21 protein-coding genes are annotated in these 22,681 nt (G+C 54.4%); 6 read left to right on the top strand and 15 right to left on the bottom strand.

Annotated elements, in window-relative coordinates; genetic code table 11:
• The first annotated feature begins 29 nt into the window (after positions 1-29).
• A complete protein-coding gene (locus tag ACOQPU_RS23310) occupies positions 30-569 on the top strand; it encodes a thermonuclease family protein (RefSeq protein WP_420642234.1) in 540 nt (179 codons plus the stop codon).
• Positions 570-683: 114 nt separating this feature from the next.
• On the top strand, positions 684-1,889 hold the full coding sequence (locus ACOQPU_RS23305) for a BtrH N-terminal domain-containing protein (RefSeq protein ID WP_420642233.1): 1,206 nt from the start codon (positions 684-686) through the stop codon (positions 1,887-1,889).
• 18 nt (positions 1,890-1,907) lie between these two features.
• On the opposite strand, the gene ACOQPU_RS23300 is transcribed toward ACOQPU_RS23305, so the two are convergent.
• Genes ACOQPU_RS23300 through ACOQPU_RS23280 form a run of 5 tightly spaced genes read right to left on the bottom strand, consistent with a single transcriptional unit; the run spans position 1,908 to position 7,056 of the window.
• A complete protein-coding gene (locus ACOQPU_RS23300; protein WP_420642232.1) occupies positions 1,908-3,368 on the bottom strand; it encodes a sensor histidine kinase in 1,461 nt (486 codons plus the stop codon).
• Between the two features lie 44 nt (positions 3,369-3,412).
• Positions 3,413-3,874, bottom strand: a complete 462-nt coding sequence (locus ACOQPU_RS23295) for a hypothetical protein (RefSeq protein ID WP_420642231.1) — start codon at positions 3,872-3,874, stop codon at positions 3,413-3,415.
• A 13-nt stretch (positions 3,875-3,887) separates the two neighbouring features.
• A complete protein-coding gene (locus tag ACOQPU_RS23290) occupies positions 3,888-4,907 on the bottom strand; it encodes an SH3 domain-containing protein (protein ID WP_420642230.1) in 1,020 nt (339 codons plus the stop codon).
• Between the two features lie 37 nt (positions 4,908-4,944).
• On the bottom strand, positions 4,945-6,033 hold the full coding sequence (gene ychF / locus ACOQPU_RS23285; RefSeq protein ID WP_420642229.1) for a redox-regulated ATPase YchF: 1,089 nt from the start codon (positions 6,031-6,033) through the stop codon (positions 4,945-4,947).
• A gap of 3 nt (positions 6,034-6,036) precedes the next feature.
• On the bottom strand, positions 6,037-7,056 hold the full coding sequence (locus ACOQPU_RS23280; protein ID WP_420642228.1) for a hypothetical protein: 1,020 nt from the start codon (positions 7,054-7,056) through the stop codon (positions 6,037-6,039).
• A 186-nt stretch (positions 7,057-7,242) separates the two neighbouring features.
• Here ACOQPU_RS23280 and ACOQPU_RS23275 point away from each other — a divergent pair, with 186 nt between their 5' ends.
• A complete protein-coding gene (locus ACOQPU_RS23275; protein WP_420642227.1) occupies positions 7,243-8,142 on the top strand; it encodes a R2-like ligand-binding oxidase in 900 nt (299 codons plus the stop codon).
• Between the two features lie 40 nt (positions 8,143-8,182).
• Here ACOQPU_RS23275 and ACOQPU_RS23270 read toward each other — a convergent pair whose 3' ends face one another.
• The 4 genes from ACOQPU_RS23270 to ACOQPU_RS23255 are packed head-to-tail and all read right to left on the bottom strand — an operon-like array spanning position 8,183 to position 11,849.
• Complete coding sequence (locus tag ACOQPU_RS23270) at positions 8,183-9,283, bottom strand: P1 family peptidase (RefSeq protein WP_420642226.1); 1,101 nt, start codon at positions 9,281-9,283, stop codon at positions 8,183-8,185.
• 60 nt (positions 9,284-9,343) lie between these two features.
• Positions 9,344-10,111 (bottom strand): aspartate/glutamate racemase family protein, encoded by a 768-nt coding sequence (locus tag ACOQPU_RS23265; protein WP_420642225.1) that lies wholly within the window; start codon positions 10,109-10,111, stop codon positions 9,344-9,346.
• Entirely contained in the window at positions 10,112-10,921 is an 810-nt protein-coding gene (locus ACOQPU_RS23260) for a glycerophosphodiester phosphodiesterase (protein WP_420642224.1), read from the bottom strand.
• 31 nt (positions 10,922-10,952) lie between these two features.
• Positions 10,953-11,849, bottom strand: coding sequence for a glycerophosphodiester phosphodiesterase (locus ACOQPU_RS23255; RefSeq protein WP_420642223.1), 897 nt, complete (start codon positions 11,847-11,849; stop codon positions 10,953-10,955).
• Between the two features lie 641 nt (positions 11,850-12,490).
• Between ACOQPU_RS23255 and ACOQPU_RS23250 the strand changes: the two genes are divergently transcribed.
• The gene (locus ACOQPU_RS23250; RefSeq protein ID WP_420642222.1) at positions 12,491-13,597 is read left to right on the top strand and encodes an ATP-binding protein; all 1,107 of its coding nucleotides are present in this window, start codon (positions 12,491-12,493) and stop codon (positions 13,595-13,597) included.
• Here the strand turns inward: ACOQPU_RS23250 and ACOQPU_RS23245 are convergent.
• Positions 13,594-13,722 (bottom strand): hypothetical protein, encoded by a 129-nt coding sequence (locus ACOQPU_RS23245; RefSeq protein WP_420642221.1) that lies wholly within the window; start codon positions 13,720-13,722, stop codon positions 13,594-13,596. The two genes, ACOQPU_RS23250 and ACOQPU_RS23245, sit on opposite strands and share 4 nt — an antisense overlap.
• A 6-nt stretch (positions 13,723-13,728) precedes the next feature.
• On the opposite strand from ACOQPU_RS23245, the gene ACOQPU_RS23240 reads away from it, so the two are divergent.
• The gene (locus tag ACOQPU_RS23240; protein ID WP_420642220.1) at positions 13,729-14,544 is read left to right on the top strand and encodes a vWA domain-containing protein; all 816 of its coding nucleotides are present in this window, start codon (positions 13,729-13,731) and stop codon (positions 14,542-14,544) included.
• Positions 14,545-14,610: 66 nt separating this feature from the next.
• Here ACOQPU_RS23240 and ACOQPU_RS23235 read toward each other — a convergent pair whose 3' ends face one another.
• The 5 genes from ACOQPU_RS23235 to ACOQPU_RS23215 all read right to left on the bottom strand — a co-directional run bounded on the left by ACOQPU_RS23235 (position 14,611) and on the right by ACOQPU_RS23215 (position 20,936).
• Positions 14,611-16,209, bottom strand: coding sequence for a sensor histidine kinase (locus ACOQPU_RS23235; protein WP_420642219.1), 1,599 nt, complete (start codon positions 16,207-16,209; stop codon positions 14,611-14,613).
• On the bottom strand, positions 16,202-16,900 hold the full coding sequence (locus ACOQPU_RS23230; RefSeq protein WP_420642218.1) for a response regulator: 699 nt from the start codon (positions 16,898-16,900) through the stop codon (positions 16,202-16,204). Before ACOQPU_RS23230 ends, ACOQPU_RS23235 begins: the two co-directional genes overlap by 8 nt.
• Before the next feature lie 89 nt (positions 16,901-16,989).
• The gene (locus ACOQPU_RS23225; protein WP_420642217.1) at positions 16,990-17,472 is read right to left on the bottom strand and encodes a hypothetical protein; all 483 of its coding nucleotides are present in this window, start codon (positions 17,470-17,472) and stop codon (positions 16,990-16,992) included.
• A 167-nt stretch (positions 17,473-17,639) separates the two neighbouring features.
• Positions 17,640-18,080 (bottom strand): SRPBCC family protein, encoded by a 441-nt coding sequence (locus ACOQPU_RS23220; protein WP_420642216.1) that lies wholly within the window; start codon positions 18,078-18,080, stop codon positions 17,640-17,642.
• Between the two features lie 9 nt (positions 18,081-18,089).
• Positions 18,090-20,936 (bottom strand): DUF2207 family protein, encoded by a 2,847-nt coding sequence (locus ACOQPU_RS23215; RefSeq protein ID WP_420642215.1) that lies wholly within the window; start codon positions 20,934-20,936, stop codon positions 18,090-18,092.
• A 139-nt stretch (positions 20,937-21,075) separates the two neighbouring features.
• Between ACOQPU_RS23215 and ACOQPU_RS23210 the strand changes: the two genes are divergently transcribed.
• The gene (locus ACOQPU_RS23210; protein ID WP_420642214.1) at positions 21,076-22,665 is read left to right on the top strand and encodes a TolB family protein; all 1,590 of its coding nucleotides are present in this window, start codon (positions 21,076-21,078) and stop codon (positions 22,663-22,665) included.
• Positions 22,666-22,681: the final 16 nt, after the last annotated feature.

Below are 22,681 nucleotides of genomic sequence, written 5' to 3'. Positions count from 1 at the left end.
AACTCCCCGCTGCTGTATAATCCCGCCCCATGAAAAAGACTTACAATTTCGACAACTCTCCCTTGCGCTGGCTGCTTTTGCTGGTGCTGCTTTTGGCGGCGTGTGATCTGCTGCCGCCCCCTGCCCCCAGCGGCGACGTACTTGCCTCTGATGCCCCACAATTACCTAATGCACCCAGCGAAACGGCCGTTGTCACCGAGGTCATCGACGGGGATACGATCCGCGTGCTGCTGGACGGCCGTACCTACCGCGTGCGCTACATCGGCATAGACACGCCGGAGCGGGACGAAGCCTGTTTTGCCGACGCCACCAACGCCAACGCCGCCTGGGTAGAGGGGCAAACCGTGCGCCTGGTGCAAGATGAGAGCAACACCGATCGGTTCGACCGGCTGCTGCGCTACGTCTATGTGGATGAGGTGTTGGTCAATGCTGAACTGGTCGCGGGCGGCTGGGCCGAATCCAAACGGTACCCGCCGGATGATGAACTGTTTGACTACCTGGAAGGGTTGGAAGCAAACGCCGCCGACCAACAGCTTGGCTGCCACCCCGCTGGCGTTTTTGCACCATAAGCTCCTCTAGAACCTCTTTGGCCAAAGCACAAAAGTGCATACCATGTCTCTATTTTTCAAGATGGTTGGGAAACGGCCGTATACTGTGTCTAAACAACTTGCTCGGAGGAAAACATGCCAATTTTAGAGGATTACAACCAATTTAACGGCCGTCATTGGGAAACTGGAACCGTGGCTAACTTTTTAGCCTACACCGGGGTAAAAGCACCACACACGGGACGACCGTACAGCGAAGCCTTGCTCATGGGCGTCAGCGGCGGCGCGGTGATGGGCTACTTTTCTTTTGCCTATGAAGGGTACGATCCGATTTGCCGCCTGCTCACCCGCAACACCTTCGACCCGCTAGACACCATGCTGGCGCGGCTGGGCGTGGTGCAGCACCGCCGCCACACCAGCAGCCCCACAAAAGCTGTGGCCAATCTGATTGACACGTTAGAAAGTGGCGAACCCGCCATCGTTTGGGCCGACCATTTCAGTTTACCGTACAGCGCTATGCCGTACGATGAAGGAATGTGGGGCATGTATCCCATCCTGGTGTACGGCTATGATGAAACGGCCGATACCGTTCACATCGCCGACCGCGCGCCCATCCCGCTCACCATCAGTACCGAAGTGCTGCACACCGCCCGCGCCCGCGTCAAAAAAGACAAGTTCCGCATTCTTACGCTGGAGCCGCCAATGCCAGACAAATTGCCCAGCGCGGTGCAGGCAGGCATTTGGGATTGCATCAAGCTGTACACCGAAAAACCACCCAAAGGGTCCAAAAACAATTTTGGTTTGGCAGCATACCTGCACTGGATCAAGCTGCTCACCCGCCCCAAAACTCGCCTTAGCTGGGAAAAAGAGTTCCCCGCCGGGCGCAAGATGTTGGCTGGGCTGATGGGCGTCTTTGACAGCATCAACTGTTTTGGCAATGTGGGATATGCTGAGCGCGACGTTTTTGCTGATTTTCTAGAAGAAGCGAGCCAGATTTTGAGCAAACCAGCCCTCGATGAGGTGGCGGCCCAGTTCCGGCAGAGTGGTGAGGCGTGGGATGCGTTTGGCACGGCCGTTCTGCCCGACGAGGTTCCCATACTAGGCCGGATGCGCCACATTTTGTTGCAGCAGCGGGATTTGCTGCACAGCCAGGGTAGCGCAGCGGTTGAGCAAATCGCCCAGCTTAAACAGGAAGAAAAAGCGTTGTTGAAACAGTCAGAAACGGAGTTCCCGCTAAACACGCAAGAAGTAGTGGCATTTCGGGAAAACATGGCAGCTCATTTGGAAAAGATTCAAGCGATTGAGGAAACGGCCGTTGCGAATCTGAAAGCGGCGATGGTGTAGCGGCAACGCCATTGGCTGCTAGCCACCCCCATTTGTCAACTGCGGCAGCAGGGGCAGCCGTACTTCAAAGGTTGCCCCCTGACCCTCTCCACCACTTTGCAAATGCACGCTGCCTTGCAGCAACTTGGTAATTAACTGCACAATAAACAGACCCAATCCCAAACCGCGCCGCTCATCCACGTTGCTGGCGCGGTAAAACAGTTCGTAGATGCGCGATTGCTCATGCTGTGGAATCCCAATGCCCTGATCGATTACTTCTACAAACAACTGTGTGCTATCCAGCCGAAAATGCACCTCGACAAAACTGTCTCTATCTGAATATTTCAGTCCGTTTGAGATGAGGTTGGCCGCGATTTGTTGGAGTAGGTTAATGTCTGTCTGCACTGGCACATCAACGCCCTGCGCAAAATGGCAGCGCACCCGATTGGGGTCAGACACCTCCATCAGCAATCTACGCACCAATTCCTGGCATAAATCGCTAAAGGTGAAGGTTTGGTAAGACGGCCGTATCGTGGCCCGCTGCGCCTGGTCTACCAATGTGACATCTTTTAGCAAATCATTCAGGTAAAAAATGGATTCGCGAATGCGCGTGTGGGCCGCCTCGCGGCGATCTTCTGGCAGGCGGTCATAAAACTTTCGCAGCAGTTCAGCAGAGCTATTAATAACAGAAAGCGGTGTGCGAAATTCATGGGACACCACCGTGATAATGCGAGATTGCAGTTCACCGAGCTGCGTTTCAGACTCTAATGCCAGGGTCAGCTTTTCCGCCATCTGTTGCTCACGGGTGAGCGACTCTTCCAATGCGCTGGTACGTGCGGTAACGGCCGCTTCTAACGCTTCATTTTGCAACCGGTAAGCGGCCGTTTCTGCCTCAGCCTGTTCCGAGAGCCGCACGTGGTTCAAGGCATCCTGTAAATTCCGCTGCCAAATAAACACAATCACAGGAAAGACAGAAGCCATCACCATCAAAGCCAAGTATCGAAACAGTGGGGCTTCATAGTAAGCTACATTTCGAAGCGGATCAGTTAGATCCAGCCACATAATGTACCCGCCCATGCCCCAATTCAATAATGTAACAATGATGCTGGCATTCGTACCATTTATAAAGCCAGCCAAAATCGGCGTAATGGTAACAGCCGCCCAAAATGGCGTACTTGCTAAACCATCGGGACTCAATAATGCAGCAATACAGAAAGTTACCCAAAGCATAGCGGCAAGTAAATAGCCAGCCTGACGCACCCAACCTCTGTTTAAAATCTGCTTAACCACCACAAGCCCTAGCAGCAAAGCGAGAGAAATATAGAGGTAAGATAGTGCATTTGGGGAGTCAGCAAATAAAGGCCAAATCAACAGCGTGGAAATAAGAAAAAGCACACCCCACTTAAAAATAAGGTTTATGAGCGATCCCTGACGAACTGCTTCCTCCCCCTCCAAAGCAGGTAGCTCTAGCCAGGAAATAATGTGTTGAAAATTAGGCATTTTGGTCACTGGGGAAATCTGGAAAATCTAAAACCTTCCCGTTTTTACTTTATACGCTTACTTTCCAAATTAGCGTGCAAATGAAGATAACGTAGCCATGCTCCTAAAGAAATATTACCGTACTGATTATGCTTTACAGTTGTCGATTGATTTACCTGCTTATTGTCTAATTCTTCAGCCAGCGCTACGGTTTTACGGCGCGTTATACGAAACTCTGTCTTTAGCTGCTCCCAGCTGCGGTTTTTAGAGGGACGATAACTGTTATATTCTTCCTGTTTGAATGGCTCACCTAAACCAACACGCAGCCGACTTTGCCCCCACTGCTCAATGCCAATGATATGGGACAAAACTTGGCGATTACGCTGACTATCGGGGCTTTTATCCAGCTTTTGGCTAATTGAATTGCCGCTAGCGGTTAATTTTTCACCCCAGGCAGACATGGTCCTTTTTTTTGCGGGTCGCTCCAAAAGAAAGCTGGTAAACAATTTTATCAACACAACATGCATCTCCGTTTGCTTTTTAGGGCTCCCACTGATAATGAATGAGCGTACTGACGACATAGCTACCCTGCCACAATTCTACGCCAATGACCCAACTGCCCCAATCCAGTTCGGCATACTCTTCAGTGCCAGGGCGATAATACGAGTAGTAGTTAAGTGGTTCATACGATTCTGGCAAAACTACAAACCCTGGCGTACCACCATGCAAAATATCGTTGCATGCTATTTCAGTTGCGCCCAGGAAATCATTTTGCAAGCGTGGCAGCAGCACCTGGGTGGGGGTTCCCAAAATCGGTTCGCCACTGCCGGCAGCGTTGCCCCAATTGTAGCTGGTCGGGTCGCCAAGCAAATTCAGGTTGTCCAGGCGCGTTTCGGCTTCGTACCAGAGCAGGCGCACGCGCAGGCCGCGTTCCGGGTGGATAAGTTGAGCCAGCAGGGCATCATCCTGGTTAGCCACGGCCGTTTCCAACTGATTGAGCAGTTGCAAAACGGCCGTATTCCCACAAAAAGTTGCATCAGACAAATTGCCCGTTAAAAAGCGACTGTTCACCCAACCTGCCAGCCCGCCATGCCGCACTGGCACCCAAGTTGAGCCAGAAACGACCTGTCCACTGCCCGTAATCTGGACGTCGGTGGCGGTTGGGGGAATGCTGCCCACAACGCCAAACGCCACGCCGGGGCCAGAACGCACGTTGAGTACATCGTTTGGCTCTACGTAAATGACAGCAAAATTGCCCGCGCTGCCGCTGCTGATTGTAACCGTTGCTGTCGGTGTTGGGGGAATGGGCGTTGGTTCGGGCGTGTTGGTGGGGGGAACGGCCGTTGCCGTACTCGTCGTCGGAAGTTGTTCAGGCTCGGCGGCGCCAGAGGTGCTGGTGGGTACGGCCGTTGGTTCCTCAGGTGCAGCTTCGGTGGCTGGAAGGGATGTTGGGACACTTAGGGTGGGAACGGCCGTTGGCAGTTCCTCCGAACCACAAGCAGCCACCAGCAAAATAGTGATCAATCCAACAACCCACTTCATCTTCCGCACAAAATCCATACCAGTTCTCCATAGGTGACTGTCACCTAACTTGGAACTAAATGTTGAACTTAATGTTAATCACATCGCCATCCTGCACGATGTATGTTTTACCTTCCTGGCGCAGCCTGCCCGCGTTACGCGCCTGCGGCAGCCCGCCTAGCGCGATCAACTCGTCGTAGGCCACCGTTTCCGCGCGAATGAACCCCTTGGCCAAATCGGTGTGAATAGTGGCGGCAGCATCCACGGCAATTGCTTCCCGCTTAATCGTCCAGGCGCGCACCTCATCTTCACCCACGGTAAAAAAGGATTGCAGCCCCATCAAATCATAGCTCAAGCGTATCACGCGATCCAGACTCAGTTCCGTCACGCCGTACTCTTCCATAAATATTTCCAGCGATTCGGTATCCCCGGCAGCACTGAGTTGCGAAAGCTCCATCTCTAGCTTGCCGCGCAAATTGGCTACCACCGTCAGCGGAAGCTCGTAATCGAGTATCACCTCATCCTGGTCATCCCCAATGTTAATAATGACAACCACAGGTTTGAGCGTCAGCAAACCATAGCCACGCAATGCTTTTTCTTGTTCGCCGGAGAGGTTGAGGGTGCGTAACGGCCGTTCCTCGCTCAACGTCTCATTTAACTGCTGGAACAGGGTCAGCTCCGCCTGGGCCGCCACCTTATTCTTAGTCGCCCCCTTACGTAAGCCATCTTCAATCTTCTCGATACGCCGCTCCACAATGCCCAAATCGTTTAGCAAGAACTCCGTGTCTACAATTTCCAAATCGCGGGCAGCATCTACGCTGCCGTCGGCGTGTGGCACCAGGTCAGATTCAAAGGCGCGCACCACATGCACAAAGCCGTCCAGCCCGGCCAAATGGTTGAGCAGTTCGCCGCTCATCCCGCCACCCTCATTGGCCCCTTTTTTTATGCCCGCCACGTCGGTGTAGGTAATTTTGGCAAAGGTGGTTTTCTTGGGCTTGAACATCTCGGTCAAGATATCCACCCGCTCATCGTATACAGCAACAACGGCCGTTAACACATCGAAACGGCCGCCCATGCTTTGCCCCGTCGGGGCATCCCCCTTGGTGAGCGCATTAAAAATGGTGGTTTTGCCACTGCTGGGCAACCCAATAATCCCTAATTTCATAATCTAATTCTCAATTCGTCGTAACGACCAGTCATCAATGAAGAAGCCATTGCTGGCGAGCGCATATCGGCCGCGCAGCCCAACACCAATGCGCACGGTCTGGGCGGCGTCGATGGTGAAGGTATGCTCAAACACCCCCCAGGTTCCGAAGCCTGCACCAAACGTCAGCCAGCCCGTGCCGCCGCTCGGCGAAATAAAACGTACTTCACCCGCAAACGGATCGCCAGAAAACTGTTTACCACCTTCATAGCTGGTGACTAAATCCGGGAACACATAAACGGTGAACACGTAAGTCCCTGGCTCTAGGGCAATATCTTGCAGCAGCCGCAAGCTAATAGGGCCATTCCCCTTAAACGCTTTAATGGTATATTCCCCGTCACGAATGAACAGGCCGCGTTCATTTTCTGGCAGTTGGTAGTAGGGCAGCACCCGCGTTTCTGGCGGGAACCAAATGTCCCACGACTCGCCACCAAAGCCGGTTGGACCAGAATCAAACTCCATAATCCAGCCGTTGGGTAGCTGAAACTCTGGCGCACCATTCATGTTGTACCAGCCCCCTTCAAAGGAACCATTGTTCAGTAAATTGCCACTGAAAACAGGCTCTGGCGGAACGGTGGGCGGTGGCGGGGGTTGGGTGTTCACAGGGGCGGCAGTGGGCGGTACGGCCGTTGGCTCCGGCGTATCGGTAGGCACAGTCGTATTGGTGGGGATGGGTAGACTCGTTGGCTTTGGTGTGCTGGTGGGTGGCGGTGGCACCGTCGCTTCTACAGTTGGCGTTTCTGGCACTTGGGTCGGCACAGAAGTTGAGGTCGGTAGCAACGTCGCCTGGGCTACTGCTTCCTCTTCCACTCCATTTTCAGTTTGGGCAGTCACTGTGAGGGAAACGGCCGTGTCTACCGTCGCCTGCATATCAACCTCTACGGCTTCGTCCACCTCTGGTTCTGTTTGACATCCAACCAAACCCAAAACCAAGGCAAACAGCAGCAGCCAAATTAAACTTAGAACGTCTCGTTTCAAATTCACGCAATTCCTCCAGTTCATCCTCGCTACACCCTATAAAGAATAATGGGTAACAGCCCTGCTGGACTCAGTTACCCATCTGTGTAACAATTTTCTTCTATCAAATGAACCGTGCGAATTGTATGCAGGTGAGAATGAATTAGCAAATCATCCTGACTTAACAATTCATAATTCTAACAGGAGCCTCCCATGACCCACCAACAATTTCTTACCACTACCCAGGGCTTGCAGCGACACACGCCCCCCATGCGCCTCTATGAAAAAGCCAAGCGGTTGGGCATCTGGAACCCCAGCGACATCAATTTGGCACAAGACAAGACCGATTGGCAGCAGCTTGCCCCCGATGAGCAGGATTTGCTGCTGCGCCTGACAGCCATGTTCCAGGCGGGCGAAGAAGCGGTGACGCTAGATTTGCTGCCCCTCATTCTGGCCATCGCCCAGGAAGGCCGTCTAGAAGAGGAAATGTTCCTCACGACTTTCTTATTTGAAGAAGCCAAACACACCGACTTTTTCAATCGCTTTCTGGTTGAAGTGGTGCAGGCCAATCTCGATCTAAGCCATTACCACACCGAAAATTACCACACCCTTTTTTACCAGGCGTTGCCCCGGGCATTACGCACTTTGCAGGCAGACGCCTCACCCGCTGCCCAGGTACGCGCCTCTGTCACCTACAATATGATTGTGGAAGGGGTGCTGGCCGAAACGGGCTACCACGCTTATTTTACGGTGATGCAGCAAAACAACATCCTGCCCGGCGTGCGCGAAGGTATTCGGCTGCTGCAGCAAGATGAATCTCGCCACATTGCCTACGGCATCTTCCTGCTCTCACGCCTCGTTGCCGCCGACGATGGCTTGTGGGATGTGCTGGAAGAGACAATGAACGAACTGCTACCCCCGGCACTGGGCGTGGTGGGGGATGCGTTTGCCGCCTACGAAGTCATGCCCTTTGGCCTGGAAGAATCAGTTTTCACCGATTACGCGCTGAATCAGTTCCAAAAGCGGGTCGAGCGGCTGGAAAAAGCGCGAGGCGCGTCGCTGGATGAAATCTACCGGGTCACCCAGCGGGCGATTGACGCTAACGACAGTTAAGGGCGTAATGCGTAGAGCGTAGTGCGTAGAAAAATACGCACTACGCTCTACGCACTATCTTCACCACCTCATCCACAGGCAAGCCATGCCGCGTATTGCCATCTCGCCCCACCACCGTGTGCGCCATTAGCAGGCTGTTGTAAATCGCTTCCTCCACCGCCTCAATCACCGCCAACGAGAATAAGCTCATGATGGGTTGTTCGTAGACGGCCGTACGCGCCACCACCAACCTCTCCAACCTGTCAGGAACCCGGTTGGCTGTACTGAACGCAATCACAAAATCGCCGCTACCTCCGTGGCAAGTGCTACCCGTCCGTGCTAAGCCAAACGCCGCCCGCTGGCACAATCGCCCCAACTGCCGCACGTCTAGCGGCGCATCCGTCGCCAGAATGATCATGATCGAGCCATCCTCCGCGCGATGGCTGGGCGGCGGCTGCAAATGCAAACCAATCGGCGCGCCCGCAATCGTCAGCTCCTCTGGGCGACCAAAATTGCTCTGCACCAATGCCCCAATTGTGTAATTGTGGCCCCGCTCTGGCAGCACCCGGCTGGCTGTGCCAATCCCCCCCTTCCAGCCGTAGCAACTCGTCCCGGTTCCAGCGCCCACCACGCCCTCGACCACTGACCCGGTTGAGGCATTGGCCAACGCAGCCCGCACCTCGACCAAACCAATCGGACGTGCCTGCATGTCGCTCAAAAAGCCATCGCTAGTTTCTCCCACCACCGGATTAACGCTCGCGTAGCCTTGCCGCCCCGTCTCGGTAAAGCCTAGACCAATGTGCGGATTTTGCTCGATGGCGATCGTCATCAGCGCATCGGCTACGCGCGGCACATTGAGCGTGCTGGTGAGGGCAATGGGCGTCTCGATATTGCCCAGCTCGCGCACCTGCTCAAAACCTGCCACCTTGCCAAAGCCGTTGATGGTGTGAACGGCCGTACCCACCTTCTCCTCATACAAATTTCCCTGATGGGGCAAAATGACCGTCACGCCCGTGCGAAAAGGGCCGCTGCCCGTCCAGGCACCCTCCCCCTCAATCAGCGTAAAATGCCCCACCGCCACGCCCGCCACGTCGGTGATGCCGTTGTGGGAACCTGTCGGGAGCTGGCTGTTGTAAATTCCTAATTCGCGTATTCTGGGCATAGGTTCTCCTGGGCAATTGGGCAATTAGGTAATTGAACCATTGGACGGCTAATTACCCAATTACTCAATTACTTCTTTCGACTTCGTCGGATTAGCCTCACGAATGAGGGCGCGGGCCAGGATGAGCGTAGGGTCGATGAGGGGGAGTCCGGCGGCGGTGGGCTTGGTGAAGGCAAGGGGCAGTTCGGTGCAGCCCAGGATGATCGCTTCGGCTCCGGCGGTTTTGAGCGTGACGATGCCTTCTTGCAGATTGGCTTTCGCCTCGGCGGTAGCGACGCCACATGCTTTGATGCCGTACTCTGGATCGTAGATGGCTGGGTGGATTTTTTCGGTTTGCAGGGTGAGTGGCGGGAGAACGGCCGTAAATCCCAACTCCCCCAGCACATCCACGTAAACGCCAGCCCGGTATGTCCCTGTGGTGGAAAGTACGCCAACCTGGGTAACTTCTGGCAGGTGTGTTTGCAAAAAACGGCCGACCTCTTCAATCATGTGCAGCAAGGTAACATCACAATTGGCTGCTGCTAGTTCAGCGCGAATTTGGTTGAAGATGCGCGGCGCGTGGGCGGTGTTGCAGGGAATGCCGACGACGCCTGCGCCCATCTTAGCCAACTGCTGCACCTGCGCCGCCAGCGCAACTGCCGGATTTTCTTCTACTTCTCCCAGCAAATATTCGGTGCGATCCACAACTTTGGCAGGCTGAGACCAGTTGAGGACAGTCAGATGATCTTGATCTTGATTGGCAACGGTTTGCGCCGCAATCTTGCCCAACAAATCAATCCCGGCAAACGGCCCCACGCCACCCACCACACCAATCCACTTTTCGGCCATTTACAGCCTCCCCAGTAGACGCAATGCTCGGTCAGGATAATCAGAAATCAGCCCGTCCACGCCCATGTCGAGCAGTCGCTGCATATCGGCCGCTTCGTTCACTGTCCAGACGTGAACCGCCATTTTATTGCGGTGTGCCGCTCGCACAGAACGGGGCGTCACCAGCCGGTAGCCGCTGTCCTCATCCGCTTCGGGGATTTGCAGCACCTGACCCTGCCCCCAGTACAGCCAATCGAGCCGCAGCTTGCTCAACACAAACCAACGCAGCGTCTCCGCATGGGAGACGGTGCGGCCCACTTCCGGGCAGGCGCGGCGAAAATCGGCGACGGTTTTGTTGCTAAATGATCCCACGCACAGACGGTGCGCCACGTTGTGATGGCGAATCAAATCCGCAAAATCTTGCACCAGGCTGGGCGTCTCTTGCTTCATATCAATATTGATCCACAGGTTGGGGAAGCGCTCAAAAACTTCGGCCAGCGTGGGGATGGTGACGCCCTGTCCGCGAAAAGGGAAGGTTTTCCCGCCGTCAGACGTGAAGTGGTAACCTGCGTCCAGTTTTTGCAATTCGGCAAGGGTATGGTCTTGGACACGGCCGTTTCCATTTGTTGTTCGTTCCAAAGTTGCATCATGAAAAACGACCAGCACGGAATCGGCCGTTTGGTGAATATCAATTTCCAGCCCGTCAATCGGCAGCCCCGCCGCCTTGCGGAAGGCCAGCATTGTGTTTTCCGGGTACAGGCCCCGCCAGCCGCGATGTGCCAGCACAACCGGGCCGCCTTGGGTGGCGAATGGCTTACTTGGCAGGCGCATGGGAATAATGAATTGTGAATTGTTAAGTTGATCACTTTATCACTTCCAGCAGTAAATCAGGTCGGTCGGTGATGATACCATTCACACCCAAGCCAATGAGCCGCTCCATTTCGGCAGGATCGTTGATGGTCCAGGCGTGTACCTGAATGTTGTGGCTATTGGCTACACGAATAAAGCGTTCGGTGAGAACATCCACTTCGCCAATGATGGGCAGCGAGGAGGTGCGTGGCACCTGGAAGGCGGTACCGGGTGCTTGAAACAGTGCACCCAAAAAGACGGTGTTTAGCCCAAAAAAGAGCTGAATTTCTGGCTCAACCATCGAGGTTATGACATGGGGGCACACTTCGCGAAACTCTTCGACAGTGGCCTGGTGGAAGGTAGCGACGAGGATTTTTTCTTCCATGTTGTAGTCGCGGATGAGTTGGCAGAACGGCCGTACCATACTCGGCGTCTCCTGTTTAATTTCAATGTTCATCCGCATGTTTGGATAGTTTTGGAATATTTCTTCGAGGGTTGGCACCTGAATGCCCTGCCCACGATATGGATAGGTTGCGCCGTCATCATCGGTCCAATAATGGCCCGCATCCAGCGCGCGGATTTCGGCAAAACTCATCTCATTAATCGTGCCTCTTCCATCGGTGGTGCGATCCACCGTGTCGTCGTGCATGAGGACAATGACACCATCTTTGGTCTGGTGAATGTCCATCTCCAACACGTCCACGCCCAGCTCAACGGCATGGTCAAAGGCGGCCAACGTGTTGCTGGGTCGCAGCCATTCGCCACCCTGGTGGGCAATGACCATCACGCCGTCTTGTTGCGTAAAAAAGGGATGCGCTGGCACCGGCTGCGCTCGCCACGCCAGCGTGACATACAAAATGAGCAATATCCCAGCCACGCCCAAAACAATCCGCGTTTTTCGGCTTTTCATCTGAGTTTCTCCATCCCGAATGTGTCAAAAAGCGGCTGGATTGTACCAGCAAAAAGTGAGTAAATCATGGTCGTTTGAATTGTATTTGTTGCTAGAAATCGCTAGCTTATTTATCATGTAAAATGAACCGTTGCTAAGATTTCCCTGGCCAAGGGGAGGTATAAAAAATGTTCTACTTCTATTACTTGTTTCCCACAATTTCCCTAATTTCCTTTATCTTTCTCATAGCATCAAGTTTCAAGGGGCAAACATTCTTTACAAAAAATCGTTTCTTTTTCCACTCACTTTTTGCTGGTTTTGTCATTACCTTTTTATTTTGCTTGGCCTTAACTTCGCTACTTTACATTGATCGAGATGGACAATTCTTAAATCCATTTGATAGTGATTTATCCGTAATGATGACTATTTTTTCTGGACAATTGTTTTTTACAACGCTTGCGTCCTCGTATTGCCAATTCTTGATTGTGCCAGCGGTAGTTGGGACATTGTACGAGTTTCGCAATCGCCCCAAGAGGTCACAAAAACAGCATTGATGGTGAATGAAACGGCCGTTGCGATCAAAATCCCATGCAGTATAATCTTTCGGTCGCTAATCTGTAAACTGATTACTGACAACCGATCACTGAATACTGGAGATAAACATGGCACGTCGAGCAGTCTTTCCCTTCACAGCAATCGTCGGACAGGAACGCATGAAACGGGCGTTGATCCTCAACGCCGTCAGCCCCCGCATTGGTGGCGTCCTCATCCGGGGCGAGCGCGGTACCGCCAAATCCACCGCCTCCCGCGCCCTGGCCGCCCTCCTGCCGGACATCGAAACCGTGGCCGACTGCCGCTTTGGCTGCGACCCCAACCGCACCAGCCAATGGTGCGATGAATGCCGCGTGCGCCACGCCGATGGCCTGCTAGAAGTCACAGCCCGCCGCACCCCCTTCGTGGATTTGCCCGTCAGCGCCACCGAAGACCGCGTCGTGGGCACGTTGGACATCGAAAAAGCGATCCAAATAGGCGAAAAACATTTTGAGTCTGGCGTCTTGGCGGCCGCCAACCGCGGCTTGCTCTACGTGGATGAAGTGAACCTGCTTGACGATCACGTTGTGGATTTGCTGCTGGACTCAGCGGCGATGGGCGTGAATGTAGTTGAGCGGGAAGGCATCAGCTTCACCCACCCTGCCAAATTCATCCTCGTGGGCACCATGAACCCGGAAGAAGGTGACCTTCGTCCCCAATTACTAGACCGCTTTGCCTTTTCGGTGCAAATCTCCGGCCTCAGCAATGCCCACCAGCGCGTCTCAATTATGGAACGCCGCCTTAGCTTTGAAGTGAATCCCGATGCTTTCCGCGATGAGTGGGAAGACCACGAAAAGCAATTAGCTGACCAAATTTGTGAAGCGCGTGAAATTGTAAACAAGGTCAAATATTCCCGACGCGACCTACACTCTATCGCCGGACTAACCAGCGCCATGAACGTAGACGGCCATCGTGCTGATCTGGTGATTCTGCGCGGGGCACAGGCGCACGCCGCCTTCCAAGGTCGCAGCCAAATCACGGATGAAGACATTGTGCTGGCTGCTGAACTGGCACTGCCCCACCGGATTAAGGGACGGCCGTTCCAAGACACCGCTATCTCCGCCGCCGACTTGGAGGAGCGACTGGAAGACGTGCAGTCCGAGATGGGCATGGGCGACCCCACTGACGACCCGATGGACGACACCGTTGACCAGGAAAACGTAAAAAAAAAGCCTTAGACTCGGATGAAGCCAGCGACGGGGCTGAAACCAGCCAGCAGGCAGAGGCTGGCCCCCAAACCGTGCCGCAAACCGCCCAGGATGGCCAATGGTGGGAAGGCGGCCAAAAAATCCAGTCCAAGCAAGAGTTCATGGCACGTCGGCTAGACACCCAGCTAGACCGCCTCACCCGCAAATCGGCCGGACGCCGGTCACAAACCAAAACCGAACGCAAACGCGGCCGTTACGTGCAGTCCCGCGTCCCCAAAGGCAAAGTGACTGATTTGGCCTTCGACGCCACCTTCCGCGCCGCCGCCCCCTACCAAAAAGAACGAGACACCTCTGAACTGGCGTTGGCGCTGGAAAAAAGCGACCTGCGTGAAAAGGTTCGGGTGCGCCGCGCTGCCAACCTCATCCTTTTTGCCGTGGATGCCAGTTGGAGCATGGCCGTCGCCGAGCGGATGGAAGCAACCAAAGGCGCGATCATGTCCTTGCTCACAGACGCCTACCAGCGGCGGGACCGCGTGGGGCTGATTGTGTTCAACAAAAATGATTCCAATCTGGTGCTGCAACCGACCAATTCGGTGCAATTGGCTAAACAGGCGTTGGCTGACATCGCCGTCGGTGGAAAAACACCGCTCTCTGCCGGGCTGATGATGGCATATGACGTGTTCCGCCAGGAAGCGTACACCCATCCAGACGTGATGCCGATGCTGATTTTGCTAACGGACGGTGCCGGCAATGTGAGCCTAAGCGACATGCCCCCTCAGCAAGAAGCACACCGCATTTCTGAGCTAATCAAGGAGTTGGGGGTGCGATCCGTCGTCATCAACATGGAACACGCCGCCTTTGACCAAGGCTTGGCCAAGCTGCTAGCGGAAAAGCTAGATGCCCCCTGCCACACACTGGAAGATTTACGAGCAGATACGCTGTACCAGACTGTTTTGGGAGAACTTGATAATCAGTAAGCAGTGTTCAGTGTGTCACTAATCAGTAAAAACAGCTTACTGATCACTGAATACTGGCCTACTGACCTACTGATTACTGAAAACTGGTAACGAAATAGTAAAGACCGCGCCGCTGCCGCTGGGGGAGAGTACGCTGACGCGCCCTTGATGCAGTTCCGCAATTTGCTTGACGATGGCCAGGCCCAGACCAGAGCCACCGCTGTGGCGGCTGCGGGATTTATCGCCGCGCCAGAAGCGGTCGAAGACGTTGGGCAAATCGTCCGGGGGAATGCCGGGGCCGCTGTCGATGACGGAAAGGTGGATGGTGGTTTGTTCCTGAACGGCCGTTACCCTCACCCTTCCCCCCTTTGGCGTATGCCGAATCCCATTGGCCACTAAATTGGTTAACGCCTGCTGAATCCGATCCGCATCTGCCAACACGATAAGCAGCTTGCCTGGCGCGTCGTCTACTAACCGAACTTCGCGCGTTTCAGCGAGTGGCGCCAGACGAGCCACAACCGTGGACGCTAGCTCACGCACGTCCACTTCTTGCAGCGTGAGGGAGAGCTGGCCAGAGTCGGCAAAAGAGAGCAGGCGCAAATCATCAATGAGGCGGGAGAGGCGATGCACTTCGTCATTAAGCTCTTGCAGTTCAGTCGGATTTGGTTCCAGCAGGCCGTCGAGCATCGCTTCCAGGTTGGCCTGCATGACGGTGAGCGGGGTACGCAGCTCGTGAGCCACGTCGGCCACCATTTGCCGCCGTAGCTGTTCCTGTTCGGAGATTTTGCTGGCCATCTGGTTGAATGCTTCGGCCACCTTGCCAAGTTCATCCTGCGACCGCACCGGCACGCGCACGTCTGGTTCGCCAGCCGCCAACGCTTGCGAAGCGCGACGCATCTGGCTCATGGGACGAGTAATCTGCCAGAAAAGCAGCGTGCCCAGCACCAGCGAAACAACACCCGCAGCGATAACGGCCGTTTGCGCCGCCTCCTGCACATCACTGAGAAAAGATAGCCCCAGCACCTCTGGTGAGGAAGGAGCCAACACATCTAGCCAATCGAGCACGATCACTTCTTCGGTAACGGCCGTTTCTCCATCCGTTTCCACAACCACAGGGGGGCTTACGACCACTTCCGGGGATTCCGCCACAATTTCTGGCGGTTCAAAATCAATATCAGGGAAATTAGGAAATTGCGGCGGTGGTGGAACCGTGGGACGAGGCACAACGCGCCGAATAATGATTTCGTCTCCCGTAATAATGATTTCTGCATCGTCTAGCGTTTCTGGGTCTTCTACTAAGGAAGGCAAAATGGCCGTGATTGCCTGGTTGCGCTGGGTGATGTATTGACGAAAGGCACGGGCGGTGATGTTGCCCACCACACTCATTACGATAAACAGCATGAGGAAAATGACAACCGCAAACGCACCCATTAGCCGAAACCAAAGGCTGCGCGTCATCCAGCGAAAGCGGCTCCAGGCACGGCGCAGCAGCCCAAACAGCCAGCTCAACCCACGCCAAATGAAGCGAAACGGCCGTCGTAACCGACCAAAGCGCATCGTCTCTTCCTTGAGAATGATCAGCTCATCCCCCACGCGAATTTGCTTAGGAGTTACGCGCCGCCCTCGACGCTGCTTGAACTGCTGAACCCAATGGGACGGCCGCATCTTTCGCAACAACCTACGCATTGGGCAGCACCACCTCGTCCAACCGGTAGCCCACGCCGTAAATGGTGTGGATGATGGGATGGTCGCCAACGGCCGTTTTCAGCTTGCGGCGTACATTTTTGATGTGCTGATCAATGGCGCGTTCAAACTCCTCGTGTGCCACCCCCTGTACGGCTTCCAGCAGCTGCCCTCGGCTGAGCACCTGTCCCTTGTGGCGCAGCAGCGTGGCCATCAGCTCAAACTCGGTTTGGGTTAAATCCAGCAGTTGCCCATCAATCCAAACGCGGTAAGCGGCCAAATCAAGCTGAAGTGCGCCAGCTTGCAGCAGATTTTCGCTGGCCAGGCTGCCCTGGGTGCGGCGCAGCACGGCACGCACGCGAGCCACCACTTCACGTGGCGAAAATGGTTTGCTGATGTAGTCGTCGGCTCCCAGCTCCAGGCCAATCAGCCGGTCCATCTCCTCGGTGCGGGCGGTGAGCATGATGATGGGCACGTTCCCCAGGCGGCGCAGGCTGCGGCAGACGTCTAGTCCGTCTTGCTCTGGCAAATTGAGATCAAGAAGGATGAGAGACGGCCGTTCTTGCCGAAAAGCAGGAATGGCGTCGCTACCTGTGTGAACGGCCGTTACCGCAAACCCCGCCTGCTCCAAATAGAGCCGCAGGGTTCGCACAATTCGCACTTCGTCTTCTACAATCAAAATTTTATCGCTCATTGATCTTAGGATTTTAGCATATGGTGGAGAAAAGGAGATTAGAGACTGGAGACTGGAGATTGGCAAATCTCTAATCTCCAATCTCTTATTTATTTGTTCAGCGATTCGGGTGATTTCTCTTTTGGTTGCCGCCGTCCCCGAATAATCATCACAATGCCCAGACCAATCAGGCCAAAGGAGGCTAAAACCGTGCCAATGCCGTTGACCACGTCAAAGAAGTCGGGACCACCACGCTCAATGTGTATTGTCGTGGGTAGGTCGGGCATCGGTGGAATTTCTGGCATTTCAGGGATGGGTGGAATGGTGGGAATAGGCGGAATCGTCGGGATGGGCGGAATGTTTACAACGATTTCTTCTTCGATGCGCTGTTCGATCCGCTCGTGAATCCGTTCCTCTACGATAACATCCATATGTTCATCAAAATGGTGATCGCCTCGAACGACGATGGTGTGGTTGGCAGCGGCCGAACTTCCACCAATAATCAACCCAATAATGACGCCAATGCCAATCAGCACAAACAGACCACCCATTTTTAGCAATCGCTTAAACCAACGCTTCATTCTTGCTCGCATTTTGCTACCTCCAACTATTCGTTTGCCACACAGAACACAGAGAATTTAGAGGTGTCGGTTCTTTTCTCAGGTTTCTCGTTTTGCTCTGTGGCTGTTATTAGAGGTAGCGTATCAAGCAAATATGTAGGGAATGTGTAAACTCTTTTTACAGGTGATGTACGTTTTGGCTAGCCCAAATAATTGGTGAGTTGTGCTAAGATGCCTCGCCAATTTTCTTCATGACTGTCGCGCTCGTCCGCAGTTAGAAATTCATCGTGGAACAGGGTTAGCTCCGTTTGATTGGGCGCAAGCTGGCGCAAGGTCACCTCGACGTAGGTGTCTTCGGCGTCAGTTTCGTCCCCCCAGCGCCAGGTGAACGCCAGTTTTACTGGCTCGTTGATTTCATGATAAAGGCCGCTGGCGCGATGGATGATGCCCACGGCCGTTTGCATCTCAATACGGTAATCACCCCCGGTTCGCAAGTCTGTTTCGGCATTGGCAACCTGGATTTGGTTGGTAGGGCGGAACCATTTTTGCAATGCCTCCGGTTCAATCCAGGCGCGAAAAATGCGCTCGGCAGAAGCGGTGTAGGTTTGGGTCAGGGTTAAGTTAAACTCTATGTTGCTCATTGCCTCATTTTAGCGAAAGCCACGGCTTCCGCCACCGCCGCTGCGCCGTGAACTAGAGCTGCGTGACCGACTGGAGCGAGAACTGCTGCGGCCAAAGCTGCTGCGCGAGCCGCCTCGGTAACCGCCTCGTCCACCACCGGAAGACGGCCGTACCGGTTTAATCGTTTGCGCTTTTCGCATAATGTCATTCATCATGCCGTCAACTGTTTGCTCGCCGTCCCAGTCTAGCTTCACGCTTTGCCCGGCCGCGTTTAGCACAATATTGGGTGTGTCGCCGTCTTTGCCCCTAACGGCCGTATTCAACACAGTCGCCAAGCGATCACTGCTGCGCTCTAAACCACCTGCCAATGAGTCTGAAAGTGATTCTAGCGGGGGACGGCCGTTGCCTGAACCCATATTGGGCAAAGAAGATGAGGTGGGAACGGCCGTTGCTGGTCTCGGCGGCTGTGGACGCCAGGAACCACGCTGCCAGCGTCGTCGCCAGCGGTGTTGCCAGGTGCGCCGCCGAACAGGACGCGGCTGGGAACCATCACCCAACCAGGACGGCATCTTGCCGCCCAACGCTTCAATTTGAGCAAGCAGCCGCTCATCGACACCCAGTGCCACGGCATACGCAAAATAATTATCTAGAATCTCTTGCGCCTCAGCTAAATTACCAAACTGCTGAATTTCGCTGAGGTACAGCTTGAAGCCCTGCCATTTTTGCGCCTCTTTTTTGGCCTGTTCCGTCAACGGGCGCGTCTTGCGTGACAAGCGAATGCTCACAAACATCCACAGTAAAATGCCGCCGAACATGATAATTGGAACGGGCACATTCCAGCGGGCGTAGACGCCACTCATAAAACCCAAACCCAACACCGCAAAAATGGCAATCATGGCAATAAAGGTGAGGGATTGCCCATATTTTGCCCGCCAACCGTTACGGCCGTAAAAATAACCCACCATCTCTTCGCCCATCGTTTTGGTTAATTCTGGCAGCTTGCTGGGCAGGGTGAGCAGCAGCGTGGGCAGCGGCACGCTTTTGCCCTCCGGCAACAGTGGCAGCAGATGGTTAAATAACTGTGCTAAAAAGCGAGAGACCGAGACTTCTTCTCCGGCTGGGGTGGTGATTTTGCTGTTTTCGTGGAGTGGTTCCTGGCGAACGGCCGTCAGTTCCAGCGGCTCCCCCATTTTCAAGCGAAGCAAGCCTAAATCGGCCAGGTGCAGCACAGAAGCCAGCACGCCCCGCGCCGTCATTTTGCCCTCAACCAAATAGTTAACCACGCCGGGCGGTAAATCGGACGGCGGCTCGGTGCGATAATTGCCCCGTGCCTCGCGCAGGCGGCGGCTGCCTTGTAAAAACCAGTAGGTTATACCGCCTAAAACAGCCAGAACCCCAGCAAAAATCGTACCAACCAGCCTCGCCAAATCAAGCCGGGCCTGCCGTTCCCGGTAAGCAATGCCTTCGGTCACCTCCGCCTCGATTTTTTCTTGCCAGGCGGGGACGGCTGCATCTACCGCGTTGGGCGGCAAGGTTAGCTCAATTTGCCAGGGCGTGTTAGGGGCAACTGTTTCTGAGTTTGTTAGCAAAATAGCACCATCGGCCGCGCGCGACACGTCGCCGCCCGCAAAAGTGGCATCTTCTAGCCCCAGGCTGTTGGGCAGCACCCAAGTGACGGCCACATTTTCGATGGGGACATCGTAATTGGAAACGGCCGTCCAGTTCAAATATTGCTCACCTTCGCCGGGCAGAATTGCACCTTCAACCAGATACTCAATCGTGAACTGACTGCTTTCACCCGCTACCAACGGTGGCACATACCAGTTGAGCAACACTTCGCCCGCCGCTTCTTCATTAATCTCCACTTCGTCGTCAACGGGGTCGTAGCTGGCCCACCAGCTAAACGGTGCTTGCGTCTCAACCGTGTAGCAATCCAAACAATCATTGCCTGCTGCTACCTCAGTCAGTGTTAAATCCCCTTCGCGCACACCCAGAATCTGGATGCCATCGGTAAACAGTAAGCTAAAGTGGCGATAGCCTTGGTACAAAATGCCTGCCTGCACGCTTACCTGCTGCGTTTCCAGCACGTTTAGCGTACCATCGGGCTGCATTGTGATTTGCAAATCGATCTGATCGATGCAGTATTCCAAGTTGGTACTATCTTCGGCAATTTGCCACGCTTGGGGAACGGCCGTTACCGCATCTGGCGGAAAATCGAGCAAAACCTGAAACTGCGTGCCGTCGGCAATTTCCCCAGCCGATTGATAAATGACGCTGGTGCTGGCCGCGTTTTCTACAATTTTCAGGTCAAATTCAGAGCCAAAAGCATCGGCGGTGAGGGCTGTGGCAGGCACGGCGGCGGGAAGCTGCACCGTGACCTGGCTTTGCGGCACGGCAATGCCGCTGCGGTCAGCGGGGACGGCGCGCCACTCCAGCCGCGTGGCTTCTGGATAGACCCACAAGCCGCCCTGCACGGTGTATTCCAACACAAACAGTAGCGTATCGCCGGGGCTGGTGGGGGCAAATTCCCAATCAACAAACAAGCTGTCTCCCTCCCGCGATTGCGTAAATGTTTGCGCCGCGCCGCTACCGGGCAGGTAAAGTTCTTGCGCTTCCAGCGAGGGGCCTCCCGTCACTTTAACATCCTCAATGCCAGTGGTGAAGGCTAGGGGAATCTCAGCAAAGCCCTGGGTGAACTCGCCGCCAAAGCGGATGTACTGGATTTCTTGCACGGTAAAACGGCCGTCTGGCAAGATGGTAATATTCACATCGTATCGTTCGTACTGAACGGCCGTTTGGGCCGCAGCATTCTGGCCAGGGGGAACAAACCAACTTAAAGTCCAAATGAGCAAGAAAAAAGCGAAGAATCGTTTCATGACGGTAGCATACCACGACGGCGATCTCAAAGCGATCCACAATGGGTTACGTGGGGCGGGCATGGGGTATACGTCAAGAAAAACGGCCGTCTGTAAATTATTGTAAATGGGTAATACCTTTTTCTTTTGGAGAGACCTGATGGACTTAAAACGATTGATCCCCTCGATTTTTATTTTGCTTACCTTCGGCTGGCTTGCTGCCTGTACGGCCGATACTTTTACCGACCCGACACCCATTCCCCCACCACCCAATGCCGATGATAGCAACGCCGCTGACGACGTAGCCGATAGCACAGCTCAGCCTTCACCCTTGCCGCTACTGGAAGAAACGGCCGAACAACCCACCCCCACGCTCATCCCGACCGCCACGCCAACGGCCGCAACGTTGCCGACGATCGATCCATCTGAAGCAGAGCCGCTGCCTGCTACCAACCGTGACCTGCTCTTTTTGGCAGATGGCTCGTTTAAGCAATGGAATCACACCAAAGGTCAAATTGAAACAATTGTGGCTGGCACAAACAGCAGTAACCCTACCCCGGAGAACCCAGATAGGCCCGTAAACGGCAGCATCACCGCTTACGCAATGAACGGCGATGGCAAACGAGCCGTCGTAGCCCGCGTGTTGAGCCACGCTACCTCACCCAATGTGGAATATGTCCAGAATGAATACACCTATGAGCTGCTATTTGTGGATATGATCAGCCGGGAAGTGTGGACATTGGTACCGCAGGTTGATAATCTGAGCCGACTTGATTTGTCGCCAGACGGGCGACAGCTTGCCTTCACTGCCTCTGGTCTAGACGGCATTCCTGATGCCACCGATAGTGACCCCATTCCCTCCAACCTGTATGTGATAGAGACAGGTGGCGGCAACCCGGCTAATCTGCGTCAGGTTCATCGCTGCCAAAGAATGTGTCGTGGCCCTAAATGGCACATCGAAAGCAATCTGGTGGCCTTTGGCGATGATGATGCGCTTTGGCTGTACAACATCGCCACTTCTGAACCAGAAATTATCCTTGAGAACAGTCCTTTCAACAGTGATGTAACAGATGTGAATAAGGTATCGGTTTATTGGCCAGATGCGTGGGCCAGCAACGGCCGTTACCTGATGCTGTGGCACGGCCGTTGGGAAGGTGGGTCACGCGCAGTGCTGGATTTGCCTACAGGCACACTGGTGGAAGTGCCAAACACATTTATTTATGCAGATCTCTTCCCCTCCCAGGTGAGCTGGATGCCAGATGATCGTGTGCTGGTGTGGCATACCGAACACACCCAAGATGCAATTATTCCGCTGGTAGAGCTTTGGCGTTTCGATTTGAGCAACGGCCAACTCATATTGGAAGAATCGGCTCAATTAAGTGATGAGGATATGGGGGTGATGGGCGGCATCTATTTGGAAGACGGCCGTTTCGCCTTTGCCCTCGATGCCGTTCTGAACCCCGACGATTTGGGACCACTCCAGGAGCAAATTGGAACTTACCAGCTCACCTCGCTGGCAGAACAACCAGAGCGGAGTAACGGTCTGCCGCCAAGCGAAGGTGTTTACCGGCAAACCACCGTGCTATGGGCTGCCAACGGCAGCGGTGCGCTACTCATCCAAAGCGACCGCCCCAACCAGCCCAGGCTATTTTATGCCCCTGCCGATGACGACGGTTTGCATGAGGTAACGGCCGTTTTCGGCCCAAATCCCCATGCTTTTCAGTGGCAGCCAGAAATCATCGTGCCCTGATCAGGCAAAAAAATAA

The sequence above is a fragment of the Candidatus Leptofilum sp. genome (assembly GCF_965223285.1).
GTDB lineage: Bacteria > Chloroflexota > Anaerolineae > Promineifilales > Promineifilaceae > Leptofilum.
The sequence above is the reverse complement of the archived record's forward strand: the minus strand, read 5'-3'. Positions and strand labels throughout refer to the sequence as shown.